Origin of the sequence: Hyphomicrobium sp. ghe19 (assembly GCF_902712875.1) — a bacterium.
Taxonomy (GTDB): domain Bacteria; phylum Pseudomonadota; class Alphaproteobacteria; order Rhizobiales; family Hyphomicrobiaceae; genus Hyphomicrobium_B.
Genome location: NZ_LR743509.1, coordinates 4136854 through 4157976, shown reverse-complemented (window position 1 = coordinate 4157976; position 21123 = coordinate 4136854). Strand labels below are relative to the sequence as shown.

Genomic DNA, 21123 nt, shown 5'->3' with positions numbered 1-21123 from the left:
CGAGGGCACATCGGATGCAACAATACCGCGCCGAAGGCCGCTTTTGACCCAAAGCGGACCTTCGCTTCCCTTCAACTAGGGTGTGTCGATCACGCGCTTGATCGCAAAAGCTCCGCCGATAAGAAGGTCGCCGTCCTCGAGGATCGTGGTGATCCCTCCAAGCGCGTTCCACTTTCGGCTATCGTCGGGAAATAGCCAAGTTTGCTTTTTCGCCCCCGTTGTCCAATCGAGTCCAACATAAGCGTAATTGCCATCCACTTTGGAGGCGCAATAGATCATGTTGGTTGCGGCTGACACGACAGGGACCATGATGTCGGAGTTGTCCACCTCCATGTTGATCCACGCCTTCTCGAACTTCTTGGCTTCGGGGTTCCAAGTAAACTTCTGTACTCCGAGCGGGGCTTTGCGCGTGATACCCGCCGTGAACTGGTTTGGCGGACCGGGCTTGGGAAAGGGCTCGGGATAGCTGCCATTAATAACAGCGACACCATAGCCGAGGACGCTGGGGGAAGGCTCGATCGTGAGCTTTGAAATGTCGATCTTGATCTGGTCGGCAATGCGCCGAGACAACGTACCGGGCCTCTGCTTGAAATCGTCGGGAATCTTCTCGCGCCAGAATGCGACGAGGTTGGTTCCCGTTTCGGCGGCATCAGCGATGACAATGAGCTTATCGGGGTCGTCCCCGAATCCCATCAGCGTTGGTGTTGTGCCGGAGCCGCGCGAGATCGCACCCATGGCCATCGCTTTCGCAGGATCCATGGATTCATAGGACGACTCCCATGCGCCATCGCTCTCGCTGGTCGAGAGTTTTTCTCCCGTCCAGGCCAGCCGAAGCATCCGCTTGCTGGTGACGACGTAGACGCCTCCTTTCTCGTCAATACATATTGAGTTATCGACAGCTTCGTCGCCAAATCCCACGAACGATTTGACGTTGAGATTGCGGTCAATAATGAGGGCTGCGCCAGGCGCCGCCGCGGCAAGGTAGCCATCATACGTCATGGCCAATCCGATGATCCGCGACACGGATTTCGCGACGTCGGGTGGCAGGTCTTCGACCAAGTTCTTGGAGGCGACGATGCGGAGAGGCGCCTTCGGATCGTTGTCGTCGAAACACTTCAGGACCTTGGTGCCGCCGAACACACAATAGTGGTAGCCGTCCTTGTCGAAGAGATTGTAGACGCCATTTATGCCGGTCTGCAGATTCAAGCCCATGCTTTCCATGGACGAGAGCGCGTTGACGATCTCACCCTCGTTCCTAGCACGTTCCGCTTTGTCGAGCTTATCGAGGACGGCCTGGATCGTTTCGTCCGTCGCCTTTGCAGCGTCGGCCTCGAAGCCAGGGTAAGCGACAAAGTTGCCGGCCTCCATCAGCTTGCCTGTGAGGCGCAGCTTGCGCACGCCCACAGCTCCACTCGCGAAGGCAATCGTCTCGTTGCCAACTTTTTTGATCGCGGGGTTGGATGTGATGACGGTCGGAACGAACTTTACGTCGTCTTTGGTGAGCTGGCGTCCATTCACCGGTCCCGCAAAAAGCACAGAGTCGGTTGCGCCAGGATTGAAGTGGGATGTGGGGTAGACACTGTCTGCAAGCCAAGGGTTAGCGGCTGGCATCGCCGGCGCCCGGACGGAGCTCTCGGCTTTGGCTGATGTAAGAAGGCGAGGAAGGTGGATTGCGGCAATTCCGGCAGCAATGCTTTCCAATAGGAAGTCCCGGCGATTTTTCATGACATTACCTCGCGCCCTAAAATGGATTGACGTAATTGACGATGGCCGTCATTCGCAGCATGACGCGGCGGATCACATGACTTGCCGTCACGTGGTCGGTGAAGATGGCTGCTTCGCCTGTGCTTCCAGCTGGTAAGCGCCGCAAAACGTCTGCATCATCGAGCTTCAAGCGAACGACAAACGGCGCGGCTTCTATCGACTTCGGAGTGACCGCCAGCCGGATGGCTGTACCTGACCCGTAGACACTGCCTGCAGCGTGGTCTCCACTTGTCCGGTGAAAATTTCGCCCGGCAGGAATTTGAATGTAACCTCGACATGTTGCCCGGGCTCGATGTAGCGCGCGTAAATTTGCGAGATTTCCGTACCGACGAATGCCTCGGACGTATCGATGAATGCCATGACCGGCGTAAGTGGTAGCGAAGCCACACGCGCACCCTTCCTCAGGGCCACGTTCGTCACATATCCATCGGCAGGCGCCCGCACGACCGTCTTATCGAGGTTCCACTTCGCGCTTTCGAGCTGGGCCTCGAACTGCTTGACCTCCGATTGCCGTTGCTCGACATCGAACCGGCGCCCCGCTGCTTTCGCGACAAGCTCGGACATTTCGTTGAGGCGTAGCTGCGCCAGGCTAAGTTGAGCCTCAAGCGCCTTCACTTGCGCTTCGAAGGGAACTGGATCGATGCGGAAGAGTACATCGTTGGCTTTAAGCGGCGCGTTTGGCGTAACGGGCACGTCGATCACTTCGCCTGCGACGTCGGGCACGATCGCTACGGAATGACGGCCGACGAGAATTGGCCCCGACGGCGCTCCCCATCCCATCGGGATGAAGAGGCCGACAAGCAGCACGAGCAGCACCAGGATCGGCGAGATCTTCCAGAACAAATTGAAAGGAACGATCTTGAACCAGACCAGAACAAACAGAAGAAGCAGATAGACGTCAAAAAAAAACGCGATCATCTCGGCGTCTCCCGCCTTGGGACGTCGAGGTAGGCCCAAATGAGCGACAGCGGCCAGAGCACAAAGCCAAAGATGAGCGTGACCCAGCCGGCCACCTCAACGGCCTCGGGCCAGGGATGATGGCGCTTCTTCGCGATGTAGCCGGGCGCCATACCAAGCGCAACGAACGCGGCAACACCGGAGAGGAGCAGAATGATGAGAATGAAGATGGCGAAATAGTCGATAAACGACACTGTAAGCTCCTACATCAACCGCTGGGCTCAAGCTTCTAATTTTCCGGCGGGAACACGTCCTTCCAGTCGGCCTTCATATCGACGACCATCCAACCTTTGGCTGTCGCCTCGGTTAGCGCCTTATCGAGTTTGCCGATGGGAGATTTGCGGTCGTAAGCCCACTCGCGTGCCGCATCCGTGTGATGCACGAGTCCCATGAAACGTGGACCTTCCCCTGCGGCGGTCCATTCCAGCATTTGCTGATCGCCATCGGAATTGCCGAATGCCAAGATCGGGCGGCGGCCGATGAAGCGATTGATCCCGACGGGCTTGCCCGGCCCATCGTCGATGAAATCGATGGTCGACTCTTTGACGAGCAACGGGCGGCCTTCGGCGTCCATTTCGAACTTGACCGTGCCCGATGAGCCAACCACCTGCTCCGGCGGTATGCCGTGAACCCGTTCGGCGAAGCGGCGCATGAATTCGACGCCGCCGCCCGACACGATGAAGGTCTTGAACCCATTCGCACGAAGGAATTTCATAAGCTCAAGCATCGGCTGGTAGACCATTTGGGTATACGGGCGATGGGTCGTCGGATGGCGGGCGTCTTCGAGCCATTTATCGACGGTTATCCCGAATGCTTCGGTCGTCATGCCGGAGTGGGTCACCGCCATGAGTTCGGCGACGCCTCTTTCTCCGGATGCCAAAGCCGCCTTCGTGTCGCCCGCAAGGATGCCTTTGAACGGCTCTTTGCTGCTCCACTCCGGATGAGCGGGTGCCAGCGCCGAGACTTGATCGATGGCATACTGAAATTGGGAATAGATCGGCTGCTCGGCCCATAGCGTGCCATCGTTATCGAAGACGGCGATGCGGTGTGCCTCTGGCACGAAATCCGCACCGCCATCCTTCGTCACCCTGCCGACGAAATCGATTATGCGTTGCTTCACCAGGCCTGCGTTCCAAGAGGGAAGCGCATCGGTTTGCGCTGAGACAGCGCCAGTGAGTCTAACGAAACACAGCGTTGTGATCAGGCCGGCGATCGCCAGCTTGCGCACGACCGACGCAACGGTTCCGGGCATTCTCATCCTGATGCTCTTCGTTCGCCGTCTAATCGAGGCCGCGATTTTGGAACACTTTGTTGATGACCCGGTCGACGTTCGCGCGCACTTGATCGATGCTGAAGCTCGCCGGCCGCTGGCTCGGTGGGTACTCCTTGAACGTGTCGAGGAACGCCGCGGCGTGGAACGTCACCTCGCCCATGAGATAGGCGTTTTTGACGCGCCAATCATCGTACTGATCGGAAACCACGTCGGCCCGCTCATAGGGGTCCATACGCAGGTTGAAGAGCTTGGGGATGCGGTACTCGGTGAGCGGTTCGTACCATACTGGGAAGCCGCCCGGCTTCTTCTGCTCCATGAATACGGCCTTCCAGTTCCGGAAGCGGTAGGCGACCAGATCGCCGTCGTCATCGAAGTAGGCAAACTCCTCGCGCGCGCTCTTCGGGCTCTTGCCGGTGAGATAGTCGAGCTGATTGAAGCCATCGAGATGATTGCGGAAGTTTGTCGTGCTGCCGTCCGGTTGCCAGCCTTTGAGCAGGCGATCTTTAACGCCTGGGTCACCGGCAGCAGCGAGCAAGGTTGGAAACCAGTCGAGGCCCGAGACAATTTCATTCGAGACTTCGCCGGCTTTGATTTTCCCCGGCCAGCGGACGAATGCGGGAACACGAAACGCGCCTTCCCAGTTCGTATCTTTCTCAGACCGGAAGGGCGTCGTCGCCGCATCCGGCCACGTGAACTGGTTGGGGCCGTTGTCGGTCGTGAAAACGACAATGGTATTCTCGGTAATTCCGAGATCATCGAGCGCCTTGGTCAGCTTGCCGACATCGTCGTCCATCTCCAGCATGCCGTCCGCGTATTCATTGCCCGGCATGCCAGATCTCCCACGCATCGACTCGCGGACATGCGTGAAGACATGCATGCGGGTGAAGTTCATCCAGATAAAGAAAGGCTTTCCGGCCTTGACCTGCCGCCCCATGTAATCGATGCAGGCGGCCGTTGTTTCATCGTCGATCGTCTCCATGCGCTTGCGGGTGAGGGGGCCGGTGTCTTCGATCTTTTGCTTGCCGACACGGCCCCAGTGCTGCTCTTCGGTGGGGTCATCGCTGTCGGTCGCCCAGCTATGAATAACGCCGCGTGGGGAGTTGACGCTCGTGAACGCCGGATCGTCCTTCGGCCAATACGGCCGCTCCGGTTCTTCCTCGGCGTTGAGGTGATAGAGGTTGCCGAAGAACTCGTCGAAGCCGTGCACCGTCGGAAGATATTCGTTGCGATCGCCGAGATGATTCTTGCCGAATTGTCCGGTGGCGTAGCCGAGAGGCTTCAGGGCCTGCGCAATCGTAATGTCGCTCGCTTGTAACCCGACCGTCGCCCCGGGGATGCCGACCTTCGAAAGGCCCGTTCGTAGGCACGACTGACCGGTGATGAAGGTCGATCTCCCGGCCGTACAGCTATTTTCAGCATAGTAGTCGGTAAACATCATACCGTCTTTGGCAAGGCGATCGAGGTTGGGCGTTTTGTAGCCCACCACACCGAGGCCATACGCGCTGATGTTGGTCTGCCCGACGTCGTCGCCAAAGATGACGAGAATATTGGGTTTGCCGCCTGATGATGGAGAAGGCACCCTCGGCTGCGTTTCTTGTGCAAGAGCGCGAGTGCTCAATGCCGTCGACAACGCCAGGAAAGAAGCGCTGCTTCTAAGGATGTTTCTGCGGTCGAGCGTGCACGGACTTTGGATCGTATCTTTGTCGTCCTTTGAGTCGGTACCCATGACGCGTTATCCTTCCATTCCGATTGCTATTCCCAATCGATCTCTAGAAAGCTCGTTTTCAGAGTGCCCGCTCGAACGCGCACCGCTCCACGCACTGCAAAATCAGCCGCAGTTGTCGTAGTATATGTCGCGCCAGTAGCGGCTTCCGGTGGTGTGCCAACGGTTCCAGTAGTACGCACACGTATTGCCTGCCGCAGCCGCACCGACAGCAACGCCCGTGGCGATCCAAACACCATTTCTCCAGTAGCCGTGCCGCCGCGCCACCCTACGGTCGACGCGTCTGTCCACCCGCCGATCAACACGGCGATGATGGCCGGCGAAGGATCGTGCCGTCCTTGGCCGTCCGACCCGCGCTTCGGCGGCTGGTGTGCCCGCGAGCGGCGATCCGCCTCTCGTGATCGCTTCGAAGTTGATGTCCGAAAAGAAGAAAATTCCCGATAACGCGATGAGAGGAAGCGTTTTGAAGCTTTTCATGTTTCTTCTCCTTTTTTGCTTCTGATGATGCAACGAAAGCCAACGTGACTCGCTGAAGTGTCGACCGGCTCTGGGTGACGTGCAGCCGGGCGGTAGCGGCGGCAGTAGTTCGGCGCGCAAAGGTGAGAGCCGCCCTTCAAAACCTTGCGCGGAATCTTGATCTGCGGTTGGCCGGGGTCGTAACTTTGATCCTCTCGTGGACCCCGAGGATTCGTGGGGACGCAGCAGGTCTTTGCGGCTTCGGCTGGATGCTTTGGCACGTACCAATCGGTCGTCCACTCCCAGACATTTCCGATCATGTCGTAGAGGCCATAGCCGTTCGGCGGGAACGCCTTGACGGGGGACGTCCGCTCGTAGCCGTCGAGTTTCATATTTTCGTGCGGGAAATTTCCTTGCCACGTATTGGCCATATGGCGGCCGCCAGGCGTAAGTTCATCGCCCCACGCGAATTCCGCTCCTTCGAGACCGCCTCGGGCTGCGTATTCCCACTCGGCTTCGGTCGGCAGCTCTTTACCGGCCCAACGCGCGTAAGCCTCGGCGTCTTTGTAGGCCACGTGGACGACGGGGTGATCATCAAGACCCTTGATCCAGGTACCTTTGCCATAGGGATGCCGCCAATCGGCGCCGAAACGAAATTCCCACCACTGGCTCCAATCGCGAAGGCCGACTGGTCCGGCCGGCGGACGGAAGACGAGCGATCCCGCCTTCAACATGTGAGGCAGCGCGCCGGGATAATCTTTGGCGTTTGGAGGAATTTCGGCGAACGTCTTATAGCCCGTCGCCTCGACGAAGGCTCGAAACTGCCCGTTGGTGACGGGCGCCTCGTCGATCCAGAATCCGTCTACGGCAACGCGGTGGGTAGGGGCCTCTTCAGGATAGTGATCGTCTGATCCCATGCGAAAGACGCCGCTCGGGACGAAGACCATATTCGCCGGCGATACATCTGAACGGTCGAGGGCAGGCTGCGCGCTCTGGACGGGACAGCAATTGCACATCCTGCCGCCCTACGAATTTCGCAACGTCGCGTTGACCTTCACGACGTTTCTGCCCCAAAAGACATGGTGAAAGACACGGCGGCCGCAAATTCGGCTGACGTCCTCCATTGAGGGCGGCGAAAATAAACTTCGAATCAAAATAATTACGATCTGCATGTCCAGCATTGCCTCTGGATATGTAGCAACCCGGCCCGTCCAATTTCAAATTCGGCTCAAATTTTCGTTCGGTCAAACGAATACGTCATTGTACTGCGGAAGTCAGTCCGGCTGGTTAAAATCGCGTTCAAAAGCGAACGGTTCCGGAAAGTATAGTCATATTGCCATCCCATCGCCGCTCGACATTAAATTCCTCGTAGTGGCGCGCGCTGAGCACCACCGGAGTTTTTCCAACCGCCGTCGTGTACGAAAGGCCGCCGCCGATCGCATCGACGCTCCCCACAAGTGTCCCGAGGCGCGCACCAGATCCTGAGTCGCCGCTCAATTGGCGATAGTCATATCCGACCAGACCCACAACCAGACCCGTGCAGATCTCGCGGCCCACGGCCCACTCAAAATGAAAATCAGTGCCGCTTTGATAATCAGTTGTGGTGTTCTCGAAATTGAAAGTAACGCCGGCCGCGCCGTTGAATTGCAGTTTTGAAGTCTTCTCCGTCCACGTGAAGGCCCAGCCGGTATCAATGCCCGGCCTTTCAAGTCCGATATTCGGTTGGAACCCGACAGCATATCGGCCGCTGGGGGCAACGACCTGAACATAGGCCAGATGCGCAAAGTCGCCCTGCTGCCAGCCGAGCTGAACGCGTGTCGTAATATCGCCAAGTCCCCATCCGCTCGTCTCCGCCCCAAATGTGTTGCCCAAGGGTCCGGTCACATCGGCTTTAAGATCGATGTGGCCCATTGGAATCGTAACGGCCACGCCAAGATGGCCACCGAGCACGCTCGCGTCGGGCACGTACAGTCCATTGGTCGCCTGCTGGAAGAACGCGAGCTTGCTGCCGACCTGCAGCTCGACATTGCCGAGCGTCACTGGGGCGTTGATTTTGGCTTGGTAATAACCGCTGACCGTTGTCAGGTAGGTGCCCGGAGGTGGCGTCGCGCCGGCACCGAAAGCGGCTCCGCCAAGTCCATAGGAGGAAAAGCCAAATTCCTCTGCGTCGGCTTGCGACATGGGATGGAGTAATGTGACGCCCAAAGCCAAAATCGCCGTCAACCGAGCATGTGCATGCATTCCGAGACCCCCTTCTCCTAGAACGCAACAGCCCACATAGCCTAGCTTGAAATGCCGCCGCAGGATATTACCGCTTGATCACTGCTGCACGCTTTTCAGCAGATCTCGGACAAAGGATCGGCGCGCCTCCGTTCGCAGGGCTGACGGCACCTCTGTTCGTTCGAGAGCAGAGCAATTTGAGCTAATCCCTTTACCAGGGAACCGACCTTTTGAGAGGCCGATGTCGGCTCATGGCCTGAGCGGAAGAAGTTGCTTCATCCGCTTATCGGAGAACTTGGGACATGGCCATCTCAGGCGTGAGCCACCGGTCTAATGATCCGGGTCGACGTCCGCTTTCTCGGCAAAGCAGAAGCTGCGCGGTAATCCGCTGCTGCGAGCCCGACGACTGATCAGGTCATTCGCGACTGGATCGAGCCAGCAGAATTCAGTCAAGTCCGCTATGTAGGCATAGGCGGCGAAGTCGTCGCGATCCTTTGCGTGGAGGAAGAAAATCCGCTCGCCCCGCGGACCAAGCCAGCTTTCGCAGACCTCGCCACTGGGGGGGCTCGTCCGCCAGCGTTCCCATCTACACTAGAGGCAACGCGATCACCTTGGTCGTATCAAGGAACGCAAGCGCGGCACCGCTTTCTTCGACCGACGTGAAGAAGCTTCGCTGAAATTCGCCGTCTAAGAACTGTCCCAGAAGGTTGTTGCAGGTGCCGCACGCTTGCCGGGTCTTGAAGAAATCCGGCGTGAAATGCCCGCCCAGGCCATCAGGCCAGATGTGCTCGAGCGACCGTTCTGCCTCGGGCTTTTGCCGCCCGCAATAGATGCACCTAAATGTCATGGTCTCGGTTACCATTGGCTATCTCGGGCTACTCTGTCTTCACGTGAAGACCTTACCACCCCTGTCCAACACCAAACTTTGCGGCCCCAAAAAGGGCCGCCCTGGCGTTGAGCGGATAAAACGAATTCGCCCTCTTCGCTTGCAAATTCGTCAGGGCCTCGCTGCAGTTGGGACCTCTGATCAAGTCGTTCAGCCTCATCAATGCGAACTACGATTGGCCCACGCGCAACATTCGTGGCATACACGCTGGTGACCGCCAGGTCTTAAGCGCTTTTTTTTGTTGCCTGCTTAGAGCGAAGTTTCTCTTCCCCTCGGCTCCGCCAAAAAACATTCGATAATAAAGCGGCTTATTCTGGGCCTTATCCGGTTCCGCGCGCTCCACTCTGTTCGGGTAAGCATAGGGTAAGCAACCGAGTCGATCCCGATGCCTCACGTGTAGCGTTTCAAGTTCGAATTTTCCGCCGTCCGGTTGCTGGAATTCAGGCCTCACGAGGCAGACGAAAGTTGAGTTCCGCCGTGGTGCCTCGCGCTGGCGCATGCGCCTGTTTTCGATCCCGTGAAATGCGCTTCCAACCCATTGTTTGGTAGGACGTCATTTGATGCCAAGTTCGACTTATCGAGGTGCCCGTTTAGCTTGCTCAGAAATGGGCCACGAAGTTCGCCGCGCTCGATGCATTGTCAGCGAAAGCCGGCCGTGGCGTTAATCAAGGGGCCGCCGAGATAAATCAATAATAACGACCCGCAATCTCCGGGCGTTGTAGCTTCTCTTCGGCCATTCGAAGATCGAGAGCACCGTTTGCTATCTTAGGATCAGGTCGATGATGCGATCGAGGTGCGGAGAAGATCGACATCTGACGACCGCATAATCTTCCAGAGCAGACCTGGTCGGCGATTGCAAACGAGACGCCGATCACGGACGCGGCGATGACCGCTTGTTGGATTAATCAGTCATCTAAAGCGGTTTCGCCAAGTGAGAATACATTCGGGCTGAGCGCCCTAGACTGTAGCGCCTTAGTCATTGGCTTCTCAAAGGGAAGCAGGGGGATTGCTGCGCCACGTGGGTCGGATGTCGCGGCGCACCGCGGCGGTTGGTCGACGCTATCCGGACGCTTGCCGAGCCGATGGTCGGAGAATTGTCTCGCCTGCCGCTCGTCTCCGCGTCGGTCCGGCGTTACGCGCCGCACTATCATGCCGCCATGCCGCCAATGAGCAGCCGGCAGAGATGTTTAGTAAGCAGATACGCCAATTCTTCGAGCGGTGGACCGCCAAATTGTCGTCTGAACACTACAAGATCCGCAAGACAGAGGAGAAGTCGGCGGCCGCACGCCGGTAGCCTAAGCGTGCCTTACGTCCGGTTCGCGCTTGTGCCGCCTGCCCGATGCCGGCATTCCGCACCGCTTGCAGCTAGGCTGTGTTGTGGTCGGATGCGAGGAACAATACCAAGTTGACCATGTCGATAGCGACTTTGCATGGCGATCGCCTCCGATGATGGTATCGGGCAATATCATCGCTTCGGACAGAACTGTGATTAATCACAGTAGACCCTGCCAGAAACTTTCTAGCAATGACGTATCGGAAAATTTCAGCAGGCTGGTGTTATGACCAAGTGGCCATTGCTATTAACGCTTGCGCTAGGGGCGAGCGCGGGTGCGTCCTGGATTTTCTACGCTTTTGCCGGTGTTGAACAACGTCCGATCTCGGCGACGGAGACACGACGCGCCGCGGACACCCTCGCTACGCCGCAAGATGTAGATCACGTCACTTTGTTGGATGATCAGCTCAAAAGATTGAAAATCACGCACGCCAAAGAGAGGATTTTTCGAAAGGAAAAGGAGGAGATCGGTACGATCAATTTCAACGAAGATCTGACCGTTCAGATCTTTCCTCCGTACCCGGGCCGGATCCTCTCCGTCTTCGCGCAAACCGGACAAGACGTGAAGAAAGGGGAGATTCTGTTCACGCTCGATAGTCCCGATCTCCTTCAAGCCGAGTCAGCTCTAATCTCCGCCGCCGGTGTCGCGCGCCTGACCATGCAAAACCTAACCCGCTTACAAGAACTCCTCAAAACGCATGTGGCTGCGCAAAAGGACGTCGAACAAGCCATCTCAGACCAACAGACCGCGGAAGGCGCTCTTAATACAGCGCGAAATGCGCTTCTTGTTTATGGCAAGACGGATCATGAAATCGACCACATCATCGAGCAACGGCTTGCGGACTCAACACTTGTTGTAAGAAGTCCGGTCGATGGACGCATCACATTGCGGAACGCGTCTCCCGGCCTTTTTGTGCAGCCGGGCAGCGGTTCGGCCCCTTATACGGTGGCCAACATTGACACGATGTGGATGATTGCCAACGTAGCTGAAACCGATAGTCCCGCGTTTCAGATAGGTCAGCGCGTCCGAGTTAAGATCGATGCTTTTCCCGATCGCGACTTCGACAGCAAGATCACAATGATCGATTCAATGGTCGACCCCAACACCCGCCGGGTGTTGATGCGATCCGAAGTTGAAAACCCCCGCCGCGAACTCCGTTCCGGCATGTTCGCCAAATTTGTTATCTCGACAGGGCAACCGATGCGGTCGGTCGCGATTCCACTCGATGGTGTGGTGCGCGAGGGTGACGGCAGCATGACGATTTGGGTGGCAGAGGGCCGTAACACCTTCGGACGCCGCACTGTTACAACCGGCGTGGCGCAAGACGGGTATTGGCAAATCCTTGTCGGCGCAAATCCAGGCGAAGGCGTGGTGACAGAAGGCGCTCTTTTCTTGTCCAATACATCTGCGGCCCTGAGCGACTAAGGTCAACCCGTTAGGAATTGAGTGGGCGCTGTCAGACATATGAGTATGAAGTCACTGCGTCGAATTGTTTTAGATTCAAGAATTCCTGAACTCATCGAAAAGAAGCGTACTTCGCAATTTCCTTTTTCGTTCTGGCCATCAAGCTTAGCCTCCCGATTCTGTTTGGCGTGCGCCATGGTCGCGGCATACAAGTCACTTTCGTATCCGGCTTTTGCCGATGAGGCGGCCGATCGCGTCGCCAAAGGAATTACAGACCGCTCGATCGCTAACTAGCCTTCCCGACAATGGCGATCCCTATCCCGCGCGAAAAGCACTGGCGGAGCGCGGCGTTTCAACTACACAAATGACGTGCTGGCCAATGTCGCAGGCGGATTATGGCGCGGCGTTCAATTCATCTGGCACCCGAGCGGTGATGCTGCTCGAGACGCGACGGTCCTAAGCATACGGACAGACTTACACTATTAGCCCATCGTTGCTGTCATGCGGGATCCGAACTCGCCGGGTGTACGCATGGAACAATCAAGCCGCAAACTGTGATTAGTCACAGTGGACTTTGGCGGAAGAGTCCGCTGAAGTTAAAGTCCTTAGATCGCCTTAGAACGCGACTCTTTTGAGGGCAATGCGTTCCTGCACAAACAGAGATGTCCCGGCTGTGATCGATCGCAACCATTGCCGCGATAGCATCCCATTAAAAGATACAAAAGCGCCTTCTCATACGCGTGCGCTTGGCGCCGCCGGTGCGGATGTGCTTAGCGCCCGCCGAGCAGATGAGCCAAGCCGTTGCTGAAAAATCTGCTCGTCATCGGGTTGACTCAACGTCTCCTCGTGTTGCTCGCCCTTGCAGGGTTCGTTTTTGCGGGTCTAGTCGCCTTTTCCAGACTCAATATCGAGGCTTATCCTAATCCGGCCCCCGTCATTCTCGAGATCACCGCTCAGGCGCCAGGCTTATCCGCCGAGGAGATGGAACGGTATTACACCATTCCCATGGAAGTCGGTCTAGCCGCGACCCCGGGCGTCGACGTCATCCGCTCGACATCCTTTTATGGGCTCTCTTTCGTGCGCGTCGTGTTCAAGTATGACGTCGATTATTACTTCGCCCTGACCCGCGCGGCGTTCAGCCTGCAGCAAAACGTAAGTCTGCCAAATAATGTTCAGCCAACGATCCAGAGCTCAAGCTTGGTTGGCGAAATCTTTCGCTATGAAGTCGTCGGACCTCCGCGTTTTGGTTTGACCAATCTTCGGACAATTCAAGACTGGGTTATCGAACGGCGCCTCCTCACCGTCGAAGGCGTTGTGCAAGTCAACACTTGGGGAGGGACGACAAAAGAGTTCGACGTCGAAGTCAGCCTCGACAAACTTGACCGCTATAATGTCACGATCCCGCAAGTCGTCGCCGCGTTGGGAAACGCCAATATCAATGTCGGCGGCCGCACGATCAACTTCGGCCAACAATCCGTCAATATCCGCGGCATCGGTCTTCTGGATGACGGCGGCGAAGATGACCTTCGAAAGGGAAATCGCGTCGAAGACATCGAGAATGTCGTTCTCACGCAAACTGGCGGCTTTCCGATTACGATCAAGGATGTCGCCAATGTGTCGGTCGGCTATGTCCCGCGGCTGGGCAAGGCCGGCAGAGACGTCGATGATGACGTTGTCGCCGCCATCGTCGTGATGAACCCCACGTTGCACACGAACGACGTGCTACCGCGTATCAAAGCCGAAATCGCAAAAATGAATGTAGACGGCACCTTGCCTCCGGGCGTGAAGCTCGTGCCGTTTTATGACCGGAGCGGACTTGTCTCGATCACAACCGCGACTGTCATGCACAACGTCCTCTTCGGATGTCTGCTCATCTTCCTTATCCAGTGGATATTTCTAGGTGATCTCCGCAGCGCCCTCATCGTTGGTATCAACATCCCGTTTGCGCTGCTTTTCAGCGTCATCATCCTTGTCCTTCGCGGCGAGGATGCGAATCTCTTGTCCCTGGGAGCCGTCGATTTCGGAATAATCGTCGATGCGGCGGTGATCCTGGTCGAAAACGTTTATCGGAATTTGCAATCGGGCGCGGAGAAGAAAGCGAGCTTGCTGCGGCGCCTGCGCGAAGGCGCGTTCGGGCCCGATCCAACCAGAGGAAGCGGGTCGGATCGCGGTTGGAATGATCGCCTGCGCTTGTTCTTTGTCAGCGGTCTACAGGTAGATAAATCGATCCTCTTTTCAACATTCATCATCGTTGCGGCATTTATTCCTCTCTTCACCATGGAGGGCGTCGAGGGGCGGATCTTCGGGCCGATGGCGAGAACCTACGCCTATGCGCTCTTCGGTGCGTTGATCGCCACTTTCACCGTGACGCCCTGCCTTTGCTCGCTCATTCTTCCGGACTCCTTGCACGAAGCTGAGACGTTCGTTGTCAGGATGCTGAGGCGCGTTTATTCGCGCCTGCTGGGCCTGACGCTCGCGCATCGCAAAACAACCGTTGCGCTTGGCGCAATCTCGGTTGCTCTGGCAGGCCTCGCGGCGTCAGAACTCGGCGGCGAATTCATGCCGACCCTCGAGGAGGGCAATCTTTGGATTCGCGTGACGATGCCGCCCACGATCTCGCTCGAAGCCGGGATGCCTATCGTTCAAAATATCCGCGAGATCATCTTTCGACACCCTGAGGTGATAACCGTCGTTTCCCAGCACGGTCGCCCGGACAACGGAAGCGATGCCGCGGGCTTTAACAACGCCGAGTTTTTTGCCCCGCTCAAACCCTTCGCGGAATGGCCCCCTGGTTTTACTAAGGAAGATCTCATTGGGCAGCTTCAAAAAGAGATCACCGCGCAGTTCACCGGCATAGGATTGAACTTCTCACAGTACATCCAGGACAATATTGAAGAGCAGTTGTCGGGTGTGAAAGGGGCCAACTCGATCAAGATCATTGGCCCGAACCTCGCCAAGTTGCAGCAAATCGCCGAAGAGGTCGCGAAAGAGATCTCCGGAGTGCGCGGGATCACAGATGTCGGCATCTATCCTGTGCTCGGCCAGCCCAACCTCAACATCCGCGTCAATCGTCAGCAGGCCGCGCGCTACGGTCTGAACTCGGGCGATATCACGATGATCATCCAGGCGGCTCTCGGCGGGACCAATGCGACGACGATCCTCGAAGCAGACAGGCAGTTTGCCGTCACAGTGCGGCTTTCGCCCGAATACCGTCAAAACATCGAAGCCATTCGCAAAGTTCGAGTTAGCGTCCCGATATCCGGAGGCTCTAATGCTTATGTGCCGCTGTCGGAGCTCGCCGATATCAGCCTCGATACCGGAGCTTCCAATATCTACCATGAGTCCAATCAACGCTTCATACCTGTAAAATTCAGCGTGCGTGACCGCGATCTTTCGGGCGCGATCCTGGAGGCTCAGGAGAGGATCGCCAATGCGATCAAACTTGAGGCCGGATATCGCATCGATTGGGCAGGTGAGTACCAGTGGCTGCAGCAAGCCAAGCAGCGGCTCGAGATTATCATTCCGATCACCCTCGGCCTGATTTTTCTCATGCTCTATGTGCTTTTCAGGTCATGGCGGGACAGCGCCTTGGCGCTCCTCGGAATCCCTTTCTCGATCTGCGGCGGAATATTCGCGCTCTATCTAACCCAACTGCCCTTCAGCATTAGTGCGGCCATCGGGTTCATTTCTCTTCTCGGTGTCTCCGTCATGAGTGCCGTTCTTCTGATCAACGCGCACAAGAACTTCCTTTCAGAAGGCTTGTCTTCGCAGGACGCTATGTTCCAAGCGGCCGAGAGGCAGATGCGCCCAATCCTGATCATGACGCTATCGGCCTGTATCGGCTTGTTGCCTGCGGCGATTTCCACCGGAATTGGCAGCCAGATCCAACGTCCCTTGGCGACGGTCATCGTGGGTGGGATGACCGTAGGGCCCATAATGTTGCTTTTGGTTCTTCCGGCGTTGTTCGTGATCTTTGGACCGAAAACTCTGACGAAGAAAGCTCTTATGGGAGAAGCCGATGACCCGAACGAATGAGTTCTCTCGATCGCGGCATCAAACGGCTGAACCTGATGCTTGGTCGGCCGATATTGAAAAGGCTCGCGTGACGTTGGCCGCCACCATTGTCCAGTCGATTGCCGAGAGATGGGGAACAGCGATTGCGGCCGAGCGCGCAACGGGTATTGCGCATACCGAGTTTTCCAGAATCCGAAATGGGAAACTTGCCCGCTACCCCGTTGATCGCCTCGCGCGACTCCTTCTTGCTCTCGATCCGAGTCTGGAAGTGCGTGTCGAAGTGAAGGTCAAGCGTCGACTCGCCGGGTCGAAGAACGCAGTGCGCGTTTCAAGTCATTGCTTGCGCGTGGCGGGACCACGCTGACGCGTCGTGTCCGGAGGTTCAAAGCGAGGCCTAGGGGCAGAGCATCGCATCGCACGTGCGCGAAACATCACGAAGATTTGCTGCTAACGCCGTTCCCGAGTTTCCTGTCGGCGACGAGATTCGGGCGATCTGCACTCGCGGAATGATTTGTACACCCCATGCTTTTGCAAGCATTGTATCCCTTCCCCCGGCACATTTTTTTTGCGCTTTCGAACGCCATTCCCCGTGAGGGGGCCAAACTGCCGTTGACCATGTGCCATCGCGTCGGCGCCATGCTGTATCCATAGGCAGCGCACACCCATGCGCCGCCCGCTGCATAAGCCGAAGATGTAACCCCCTGGATCATGATGAGAATCGATATGGTTCTATAAAACATTCATGTCCCCCGAGTCCGCCCGTCTATGGAACTTCATCCCGGTGATTTAGAAGGTTCGCGCGCCATTCGATTGCGTTCAATTCGGCGCGTTTTCTTTTTTTTTGGTCAGTACCACAAGCGTCGCCTTGCCATAAACTGTGACTAATCACAGTGCGGACGAGCAAAACATCAGGCTAAAAGTTGACGGCAATCGTTGGAGAAGATTCTGCGCGTTGGCTTGCTGAGAGGCGCGAATTACGCCGCATTGCCAGATCAAGGAGGATCCGCGCATTTGCATCCGCGTTGAGAAAATGCATTCCTCGATGGGAGCTAGGGTTTCATGCGTCTCGCATGCATCATTCTCCTGACAACAAGTCTCGCGCCGGTGGCGATGGCTGAAGGCACACGGCCAAGCGCGAAAGAATCTGCGACGCGAACACCAAGGGCATCAGCGACACAGAGGTTCGAGCGCAAAACTGCCATTCCAGTAGGAAATTCGTCGGCGCGGCAGCTGTCAGGGAAACGGATGTTCGTTGGCCAGATTCACGTTGGTCCTGCGGTCATCGACGGTCGCGCGATACGAAAAATCCGCTAGGTCCGTCTTCCTTCAGGTCTTTATGATGCCTTGGAGCGCGGCTTTGACCGCTGCTTCCGTGCGCGTTGAAACATTGAGTTTTACGCGCGCGGTATCTGCGTGAAAGTCCACCGTTCTCTTGGCAAGGCCGAGGATATAAGCGATTTCCGACGAAGTTTTCCCGCGGGCAATCCACGCGAGAATCTCGGCTTCGCGATCCGTGATGGGATGGGGCGCCAACGTTTTTCGCGGGTTCGCGCCAAGCCGCCTTGCAATCATAGTGAGGAGAATCTCGAAATCGATCGGCTTGATTACGTAATCGTCGGCGCCAAGTCTCCGGCCCTTAAGCTCGCTTTCGCGATCGGCCAGTGCTGTCAGAAATACAAATGGCAGTTCCGAGAAGCGCGGCGATAAGGCCGTCAGTCGCTCCAGAACCGCGAAGCCCGACATGACAGGCATACTGATGTCCGATAAAACGAGGTCCGGCGAATGGGTCAGCACTGCCTTGAGACCTTGATGCCCATCGTGAGCTAAGAGCACCTGGTAACCGGCGTCGGTTAATTCCTCGCAGATGAGCGCGGCGGTTTCGCGATCATCCTCAATGCAAAGGATTTTTTTGGTCTCGGATCGCATGATGGAGCCATTTCTCCTTCGCCGAGAATATGATCAAGTTCGTCCTGCGTTGTCAAAGACCCCGGTCATCGGCAGGGAAGCCCTATGCTAAAGCCGCGTCTCACGTCCATAAGAATGCAGCTCGCACTGATTTTCTTCTGCATACTCGGACTTGTTATGCTCCTTGGCCTCTTTAGTATCTCGCTCCTGCACAATCTCAATAGGCTCTCCGCCGCAGTCGCCGACGAATGGCTGCCGACCACCCGCGCAATCGGTGACCTCAATAATTACACCTCCGATTTCCGAGCGATGGAAGGCGCGTATCTTCTCGCGTCCACTGACGAAGAGCTTGAGAATGTCACCGCGGACATGAAACAGCTAACCGAACTTGTTGACGACGCTGCGCATCGGTTCGAGGCCCTTCCTCACGAACCAGCGGATTTCACGGTCTATCGGACTTGGAAAAGGGAATGGGAGAAATACCTAGAATTGGTGATAAGTCAGCGAGCCCTGGTGCTGACGGGTCAGAAGACACGAGCGATCGCCGCCTATATGAACTCATCAGGCGCAACCTACGTGTCGGAAAGCCATATGCTCGACGTCCTGACCGACCAAACGGTCAACAACGCACAAGCCGCCAAGGCACGCTTGAGTGGCGGATATAGCTCTTCACTTTCACTGATCTGGCTTACCATTTCCGTGGTGGCTGCTATCGTCGCCGCTGCGCTTCTCTACATCCGGCGTCTGATATCGCTCCCGCTGAGGCAGCTAACCGATTGTATGCATCGGCTTGCTCGAAACGACACCGGCATCGAGATCCCGGGCACCCTCTGGCAAAACGAAATAGGGGAAATGGCGCGGGCCGCCGTTGTATTCCGAAGCAACGCCATCGACCTCATGCGCAGCCGCGCCATTCTCGCGAACGAAGCCTCAATGCTGAGCGAGCGCTTGCTCCAGGAGCAAAAGCTTGTAGCCAATCAGCGGAATTTTGTGTCGATGGCTTCGCACGAGTTCCGTACGCCTTTGACGATAATCGACGGTCACGCGCGCCGACTCTTGAAATTTTCGCCATACTTGGATGCCACCGAGGTCGCGGGACGCGCCGGCAAAATAAGGTCGGCCGTCTCGCGTATGGTTCATGCGATCAACAACCTCCTAACTTCGTCGCGTGTCTTGGAGGGCATAACCCCCGATTTTGCGAAATCTGAAATTGATCTTCGCCAACTTTTGGCGGAAGTCGCTCAGCTCCACCGCGACCTCGCGCCAATCGCACAAATCACCGAACATTATGCGGGACATGATCTCAAGGTCGTCGGCGACCAGACACTGCTTTTTTATGTGTTCAGCAACCTTCTTGCGAATGCTGTCAAATACTCGCTGGATGGCGGCGGCATTCAAGTCGAAGCGAAAAAGGCGTTGGGTGGCGTATCGGTATCGATTATCGATCGCGGCATTGGCATACCGGAAGAAGATCGCGATCGATTGTTCGAGCGTTTCCGGCGCGGAAGCAATGTGGCAAGTATTGTCGGCACGGGCATGGGCCTTTTCTTGGTGAAAATGGTGCTGGATTCGCACGGAGCCAAAATCGATGTAAGTAGCAAGGTAGGCGAGGGGTCGCGCTTCACCGTTTGGCTGCCCGATCATTTGCCGGCCATGCCTCAACCCGAAATCGCCGTGGCTAACTGAGCACGGGCGGCGTTGCGGTCGATGCCGATCGGATGTCTGCTATCGCTGTGTCAGCGGAAAGGCGTGCGTCTGGATATCGGACACTCGATACTTTGAGCTGAAAAACGCTAGCCCAACGTACGCACGCATACAAAGACAGCCATCGAAACGAACGGTGCCCCCTGCTGGCACTTTGGGCAATGGAGCTCGCGCCGCTCATCGCTCCGCTCTTCCGCTAACGCCCGAGGCAGTTGTCCAGCTTGTCGTAGCAGGGTTGTCAGATCCGCCGCCCATTGGTGCACGGAGGCATCCCTGGCCTGCTGCCCGTTTCCGCCCTCGAGGCTTTATAGTTTTCCGCTATTGTCGATCGGCCGCGCCCAGATCACCTCCCGAATGGCCATTCCCTTCTCGCTCCCTGGCTTCGTAGTACTCCGCCGAGAACTTGATCGACCAGCGCGCGAAGAAGTCACCCACCTTGTCGCTTAATGGCTCGGTTGGCCGGCGGCTCACTTCTTCATAACGCTCCACAAGGCGCCGGACGATGCCGCCGAACAATGAGAGCGGCGCCAACGTGGCGATCGTGCTGGCCAGGAGTGCCCGTAGCCAATAACCGATAATGGCTGCGGTGGTCTTGATTCCCGCCTGCAGCAGACGAAGCAGTTGGCTCGCGCCAATGGCCGAGGCGGCGGCACTGCAAACTCCAGCGGCCCGGGCAGCCGCCAACTCAGTTTGGCGATAGCGAAAGCCGGTCTTTTGCACCAGATATACCGTCAGGAGATAGCGCCACGATCTGAACATAGCCTGCACGATCGGATGTTGCTTTGCCTGCGGCCACGCCGCCGGATAGACAGGCAGCACCAGGAGTTTACTCTTGGCAATCACGGTCGCCACGGGATGTAACAACTGCATCCAGGACGGCAGCGATGCCGCCCACGCCAGCAGCAAGGTGTGCATTAATGTTGCCACTGCGAACGAGATCGGAAGCCACAATACCGCGCCGATGAGCATCAGCAGCGCCGCCAGCGGGGTCGACTTCCGGCATTTCCTGAACACCGACGCCATAGCGTTTTCGAAGGCGTCATGCAGCCGCTCTTCAAACACTCGGTAACTGAGGTATCGGCGAAGCCACGCCCAGTTCCGGCCGATGAAGTCCCTCAATGCCTGTCGCCGCATCTCGCCGATGGGTAGAATTTGCATGATGCTTTTGAGCAGGGCGACGATGCCATCGCCGAGAATGCGACTCGTGAACAGTGGAAACCGCATCACCTGCAGGAGAAGTGGAAAGAGCCCGTCGATGATGTTGATCAAGATCCTGAGCAATCCCCGCAGTACTACATTCACCGCGAATGCGACTGCGACGAGCGGCAGGATGAATACGTCCTCGACGCCGACGCGGAACCCATGGGGCGGCCAACCAGGAGTTATGCTTTGAGTGGCTAGAACCTTACCCATTTGGCTGACATTTTCGGAATCGTTTCGGACCCTGGCCGCACTCCCTCTAAAGCGAGCCGGACGACAGCGT

The 21123-nt window shown here is 57.0% G+C and carries 15 protein-coding genes and 1 pseudogene; 5 read left to right on the top strand and 11 right to left on the bottom strand.

Annotated features, from left to right (window positions below; genetic code table 11):
* Positions 1-75 precede the first annotated feature (75 nt).
* From AACL53_RS19700 to AACL53_RS19670, 7 genes and pseudogenes are all read right to left on the bottom strand, one after another.
* The gene (locus AACL53_RS19700) at positions 76-1725 is read right to left on the bottom strand and encodes a hypothetical protein (protein ID WP_339086278.1); all 1650 of its coding nucleotides are present in this window, start codon (positions 1723-1725) and stop codon (positions 76-78) included.
* 16 nt (positions 1726-1741) lie between these two features.
* Positions 1742-2682 (bottom strand): annotated as a pseudogene (locus AACL53_RS19695) (efflux RND transporter periplasmic adaptor subunit).
* Positions 2679-2915 carry a DUF3302 domain-containing protein gene (locus tag AACL53_RS19690; protein WP_339086276.1) on the bottom strand — a complete coding sequence of 79 codons (237 nt, stop codon included), beginning with the start codon at positions 2913-2915 and terminating at the stop codon, positions 2679-2681. Before AACL53_RS19690 ends, AACL53_RS19695 begins: the two are co-directional and overlap by 4 nt.
* A gap of 35 nt (positions 2916-2950) precedes the next feature.
* Positions 2951-3979 carry an HAD family hydrolase gene (locus AACL53_RS19685; protein WP_339086275.1) on the bottom strand — a complete coding sequence of 343 codons (1029 nt, stop codon included), beginning with the start codon at positions 3977-3979 and terminating at the stop codon, positions 2951-2953.
* A gap of 22 nt (positions 3980-4001) precedes the next feature.
* Positions 4002-5720: an arylsulfatase gene (locus AACL53_RS19680; RefSeq protein ID WP_339086274.1), complete on the bottom strand. Its 1719-nt coding sequence runs from the start codon at positions 5718-5720 to the stop codon at positions 4002-4004.
* 102 nt (positions 5721-5822) lie between these two features.
* Entirely contained in the window at positions 5823-6194 is a 372-nt protein-coding gene (locus AACL53_RS19675; protein ID WP_339086273.1) for a hypothetical protein, read from the bottom strand.
* Complete coding sequence (locus tag AACL53_RS19670) at positions 6191-7120, bottom strand: formylglycine-generating enzyme family protein (protein WP_339086271.1); 930 nt, start codon at positions 7118-7120, stop codon at positions 6191-6193. The genes AACL53_RS19675 and AACL53_RS19670 overlap by 4 nt, the downstream gene beginning before the upstream one ends.
* Here AACL53_RS19670 and AACL53_RS19665 point away from each other — a divergent pair.
* On the top strand, positions 7089-7259 hold the full coding sequence (locus tag AACL53_RS19665) for a hypothetical protein (protein WP_339087033.1): 171 nt from the start codon (positions 7089-7091) through the stop codon (positions 7257-7259). The two genes, AACL53_RS19670 and AACL53_RS19665, sit on opposite strands and share 32 nt — an antisense overlap.
* A gap of 213 nt (positions 7260-7472) precedes the next feature.
* On the opposite strand, the gene AACL53_RS19660 is transcribed toward AACL53_RS19665, so the two are convergent.
* Both AACL53_RS19660 and AACL53_RS19655 read right to left on the bottom strand, forming a co-directional pair.
* Positions 7473-8414, bottom strand: a complete 942-nt coding sequence (locus AACL53_RS19660) for a transporter (protein WP_339086269.1) — start codon at positions 8412-8414, stop codon at positions 7473-7475.
* A 565-nt stretch (positions 8415-8979) separates the two neighbouring features.
* The gene (locus tag AACL53_RS19655; protein WP_339086268.1) at positions 8980-9255 is read right to left on the bottom strand and encodes an HNH endonuclease; all 276 of its coding nucleotides are present in this window, start codon (positions 9253-9255) and stop codon (positions 8980-8982) included.
* Between the two features lie 1583 nt (positions 9256-10838).
* Between AACL53_RS19655 and AACL53_RS19650 the strand changes: the two genes are divergently transcribed.
* From AACL53_RS19650 to AACL53_RS19640, 3 genes are all read left to right on the top strand, one after another.
* Positions 10839-12038, top strand: a complete 1200-nt coding sequence (locus tag AACL53_RS19650) for an efflux RND transporter periplasmic adaptor subunit (protein ID WP_339086267.1) — start codon at positions 10839-10841, stop codon at positions 12036-12038.
* 780 nt (positions 12039-12818) lie between these two features.
* Entirely contained in the window at positions 12819-16052 is a 3234-nt protein-coding gene (locus tag AACL53_RS19645; RefSeq protein ID WP_339086265.1) for an efflux RND transporter permease subunit, read from the top strand.
* Entirely contained in the window at positions 16036-16395 is a 360-nt protein-coding gene (locus tag AACL53_RS19640; RefSeq protein ID WP_339086264.1) for an XRE family transcriptional regulator, read from the top strand. The genes AACL53_RS19645 and AACL53_RS19640 overlap by 17 nt, the downstream gene beginning before the upstream one ends.
* A 962-nt stretch (positions 16396-17357) precedes the next feature.
* Here AACL53_RS19640 and AACL53_RS19635 read toward each other — a convergent pair.
* Positions 17358-17957 carry a response regulator gene (locus AACL53_RS19635; RefSeq protein ID WP_339086263.1) on the bottom strand — a complete coding sequence of 200 codons (600 nt, stop codon included), beginning with the start codon at positions 17955-17957 and terminating at the stop codon, positions 17358-17360.
* Between the two features lie 84 nt (positions 17958-18041).
* Between AACL53_RS19635 and AACL53_RS19630 the strand changes: the two genes are divergently transcribed.
* Complete coding sequence (locus AACL53_RS19630; RefSeq protein WP_339086262.1) at positions 18042-19622, top strand: ATP-binding protein; 1581 nt, start codon at positions 18042-18044, stop codon at positions 19620-19622.
* A gap of 336 nt (positions 19623-19958) precedes the next feature.
* Here the strand turns inward: AACL53_RS19630 and AACL53_RS19625 are convergent, their stop codons facing one another.
* Positions 19959-21053, bottom strand: coding sequence for a hypothetical protein (locus AACL53_RS19625; protein WP_339086261.1), 1095 nt, complete (start codon positions 21051-21053; stop codon positions 19959-19961).
* Positions 21054-21123: the final 70 nt, after the last annotated feature.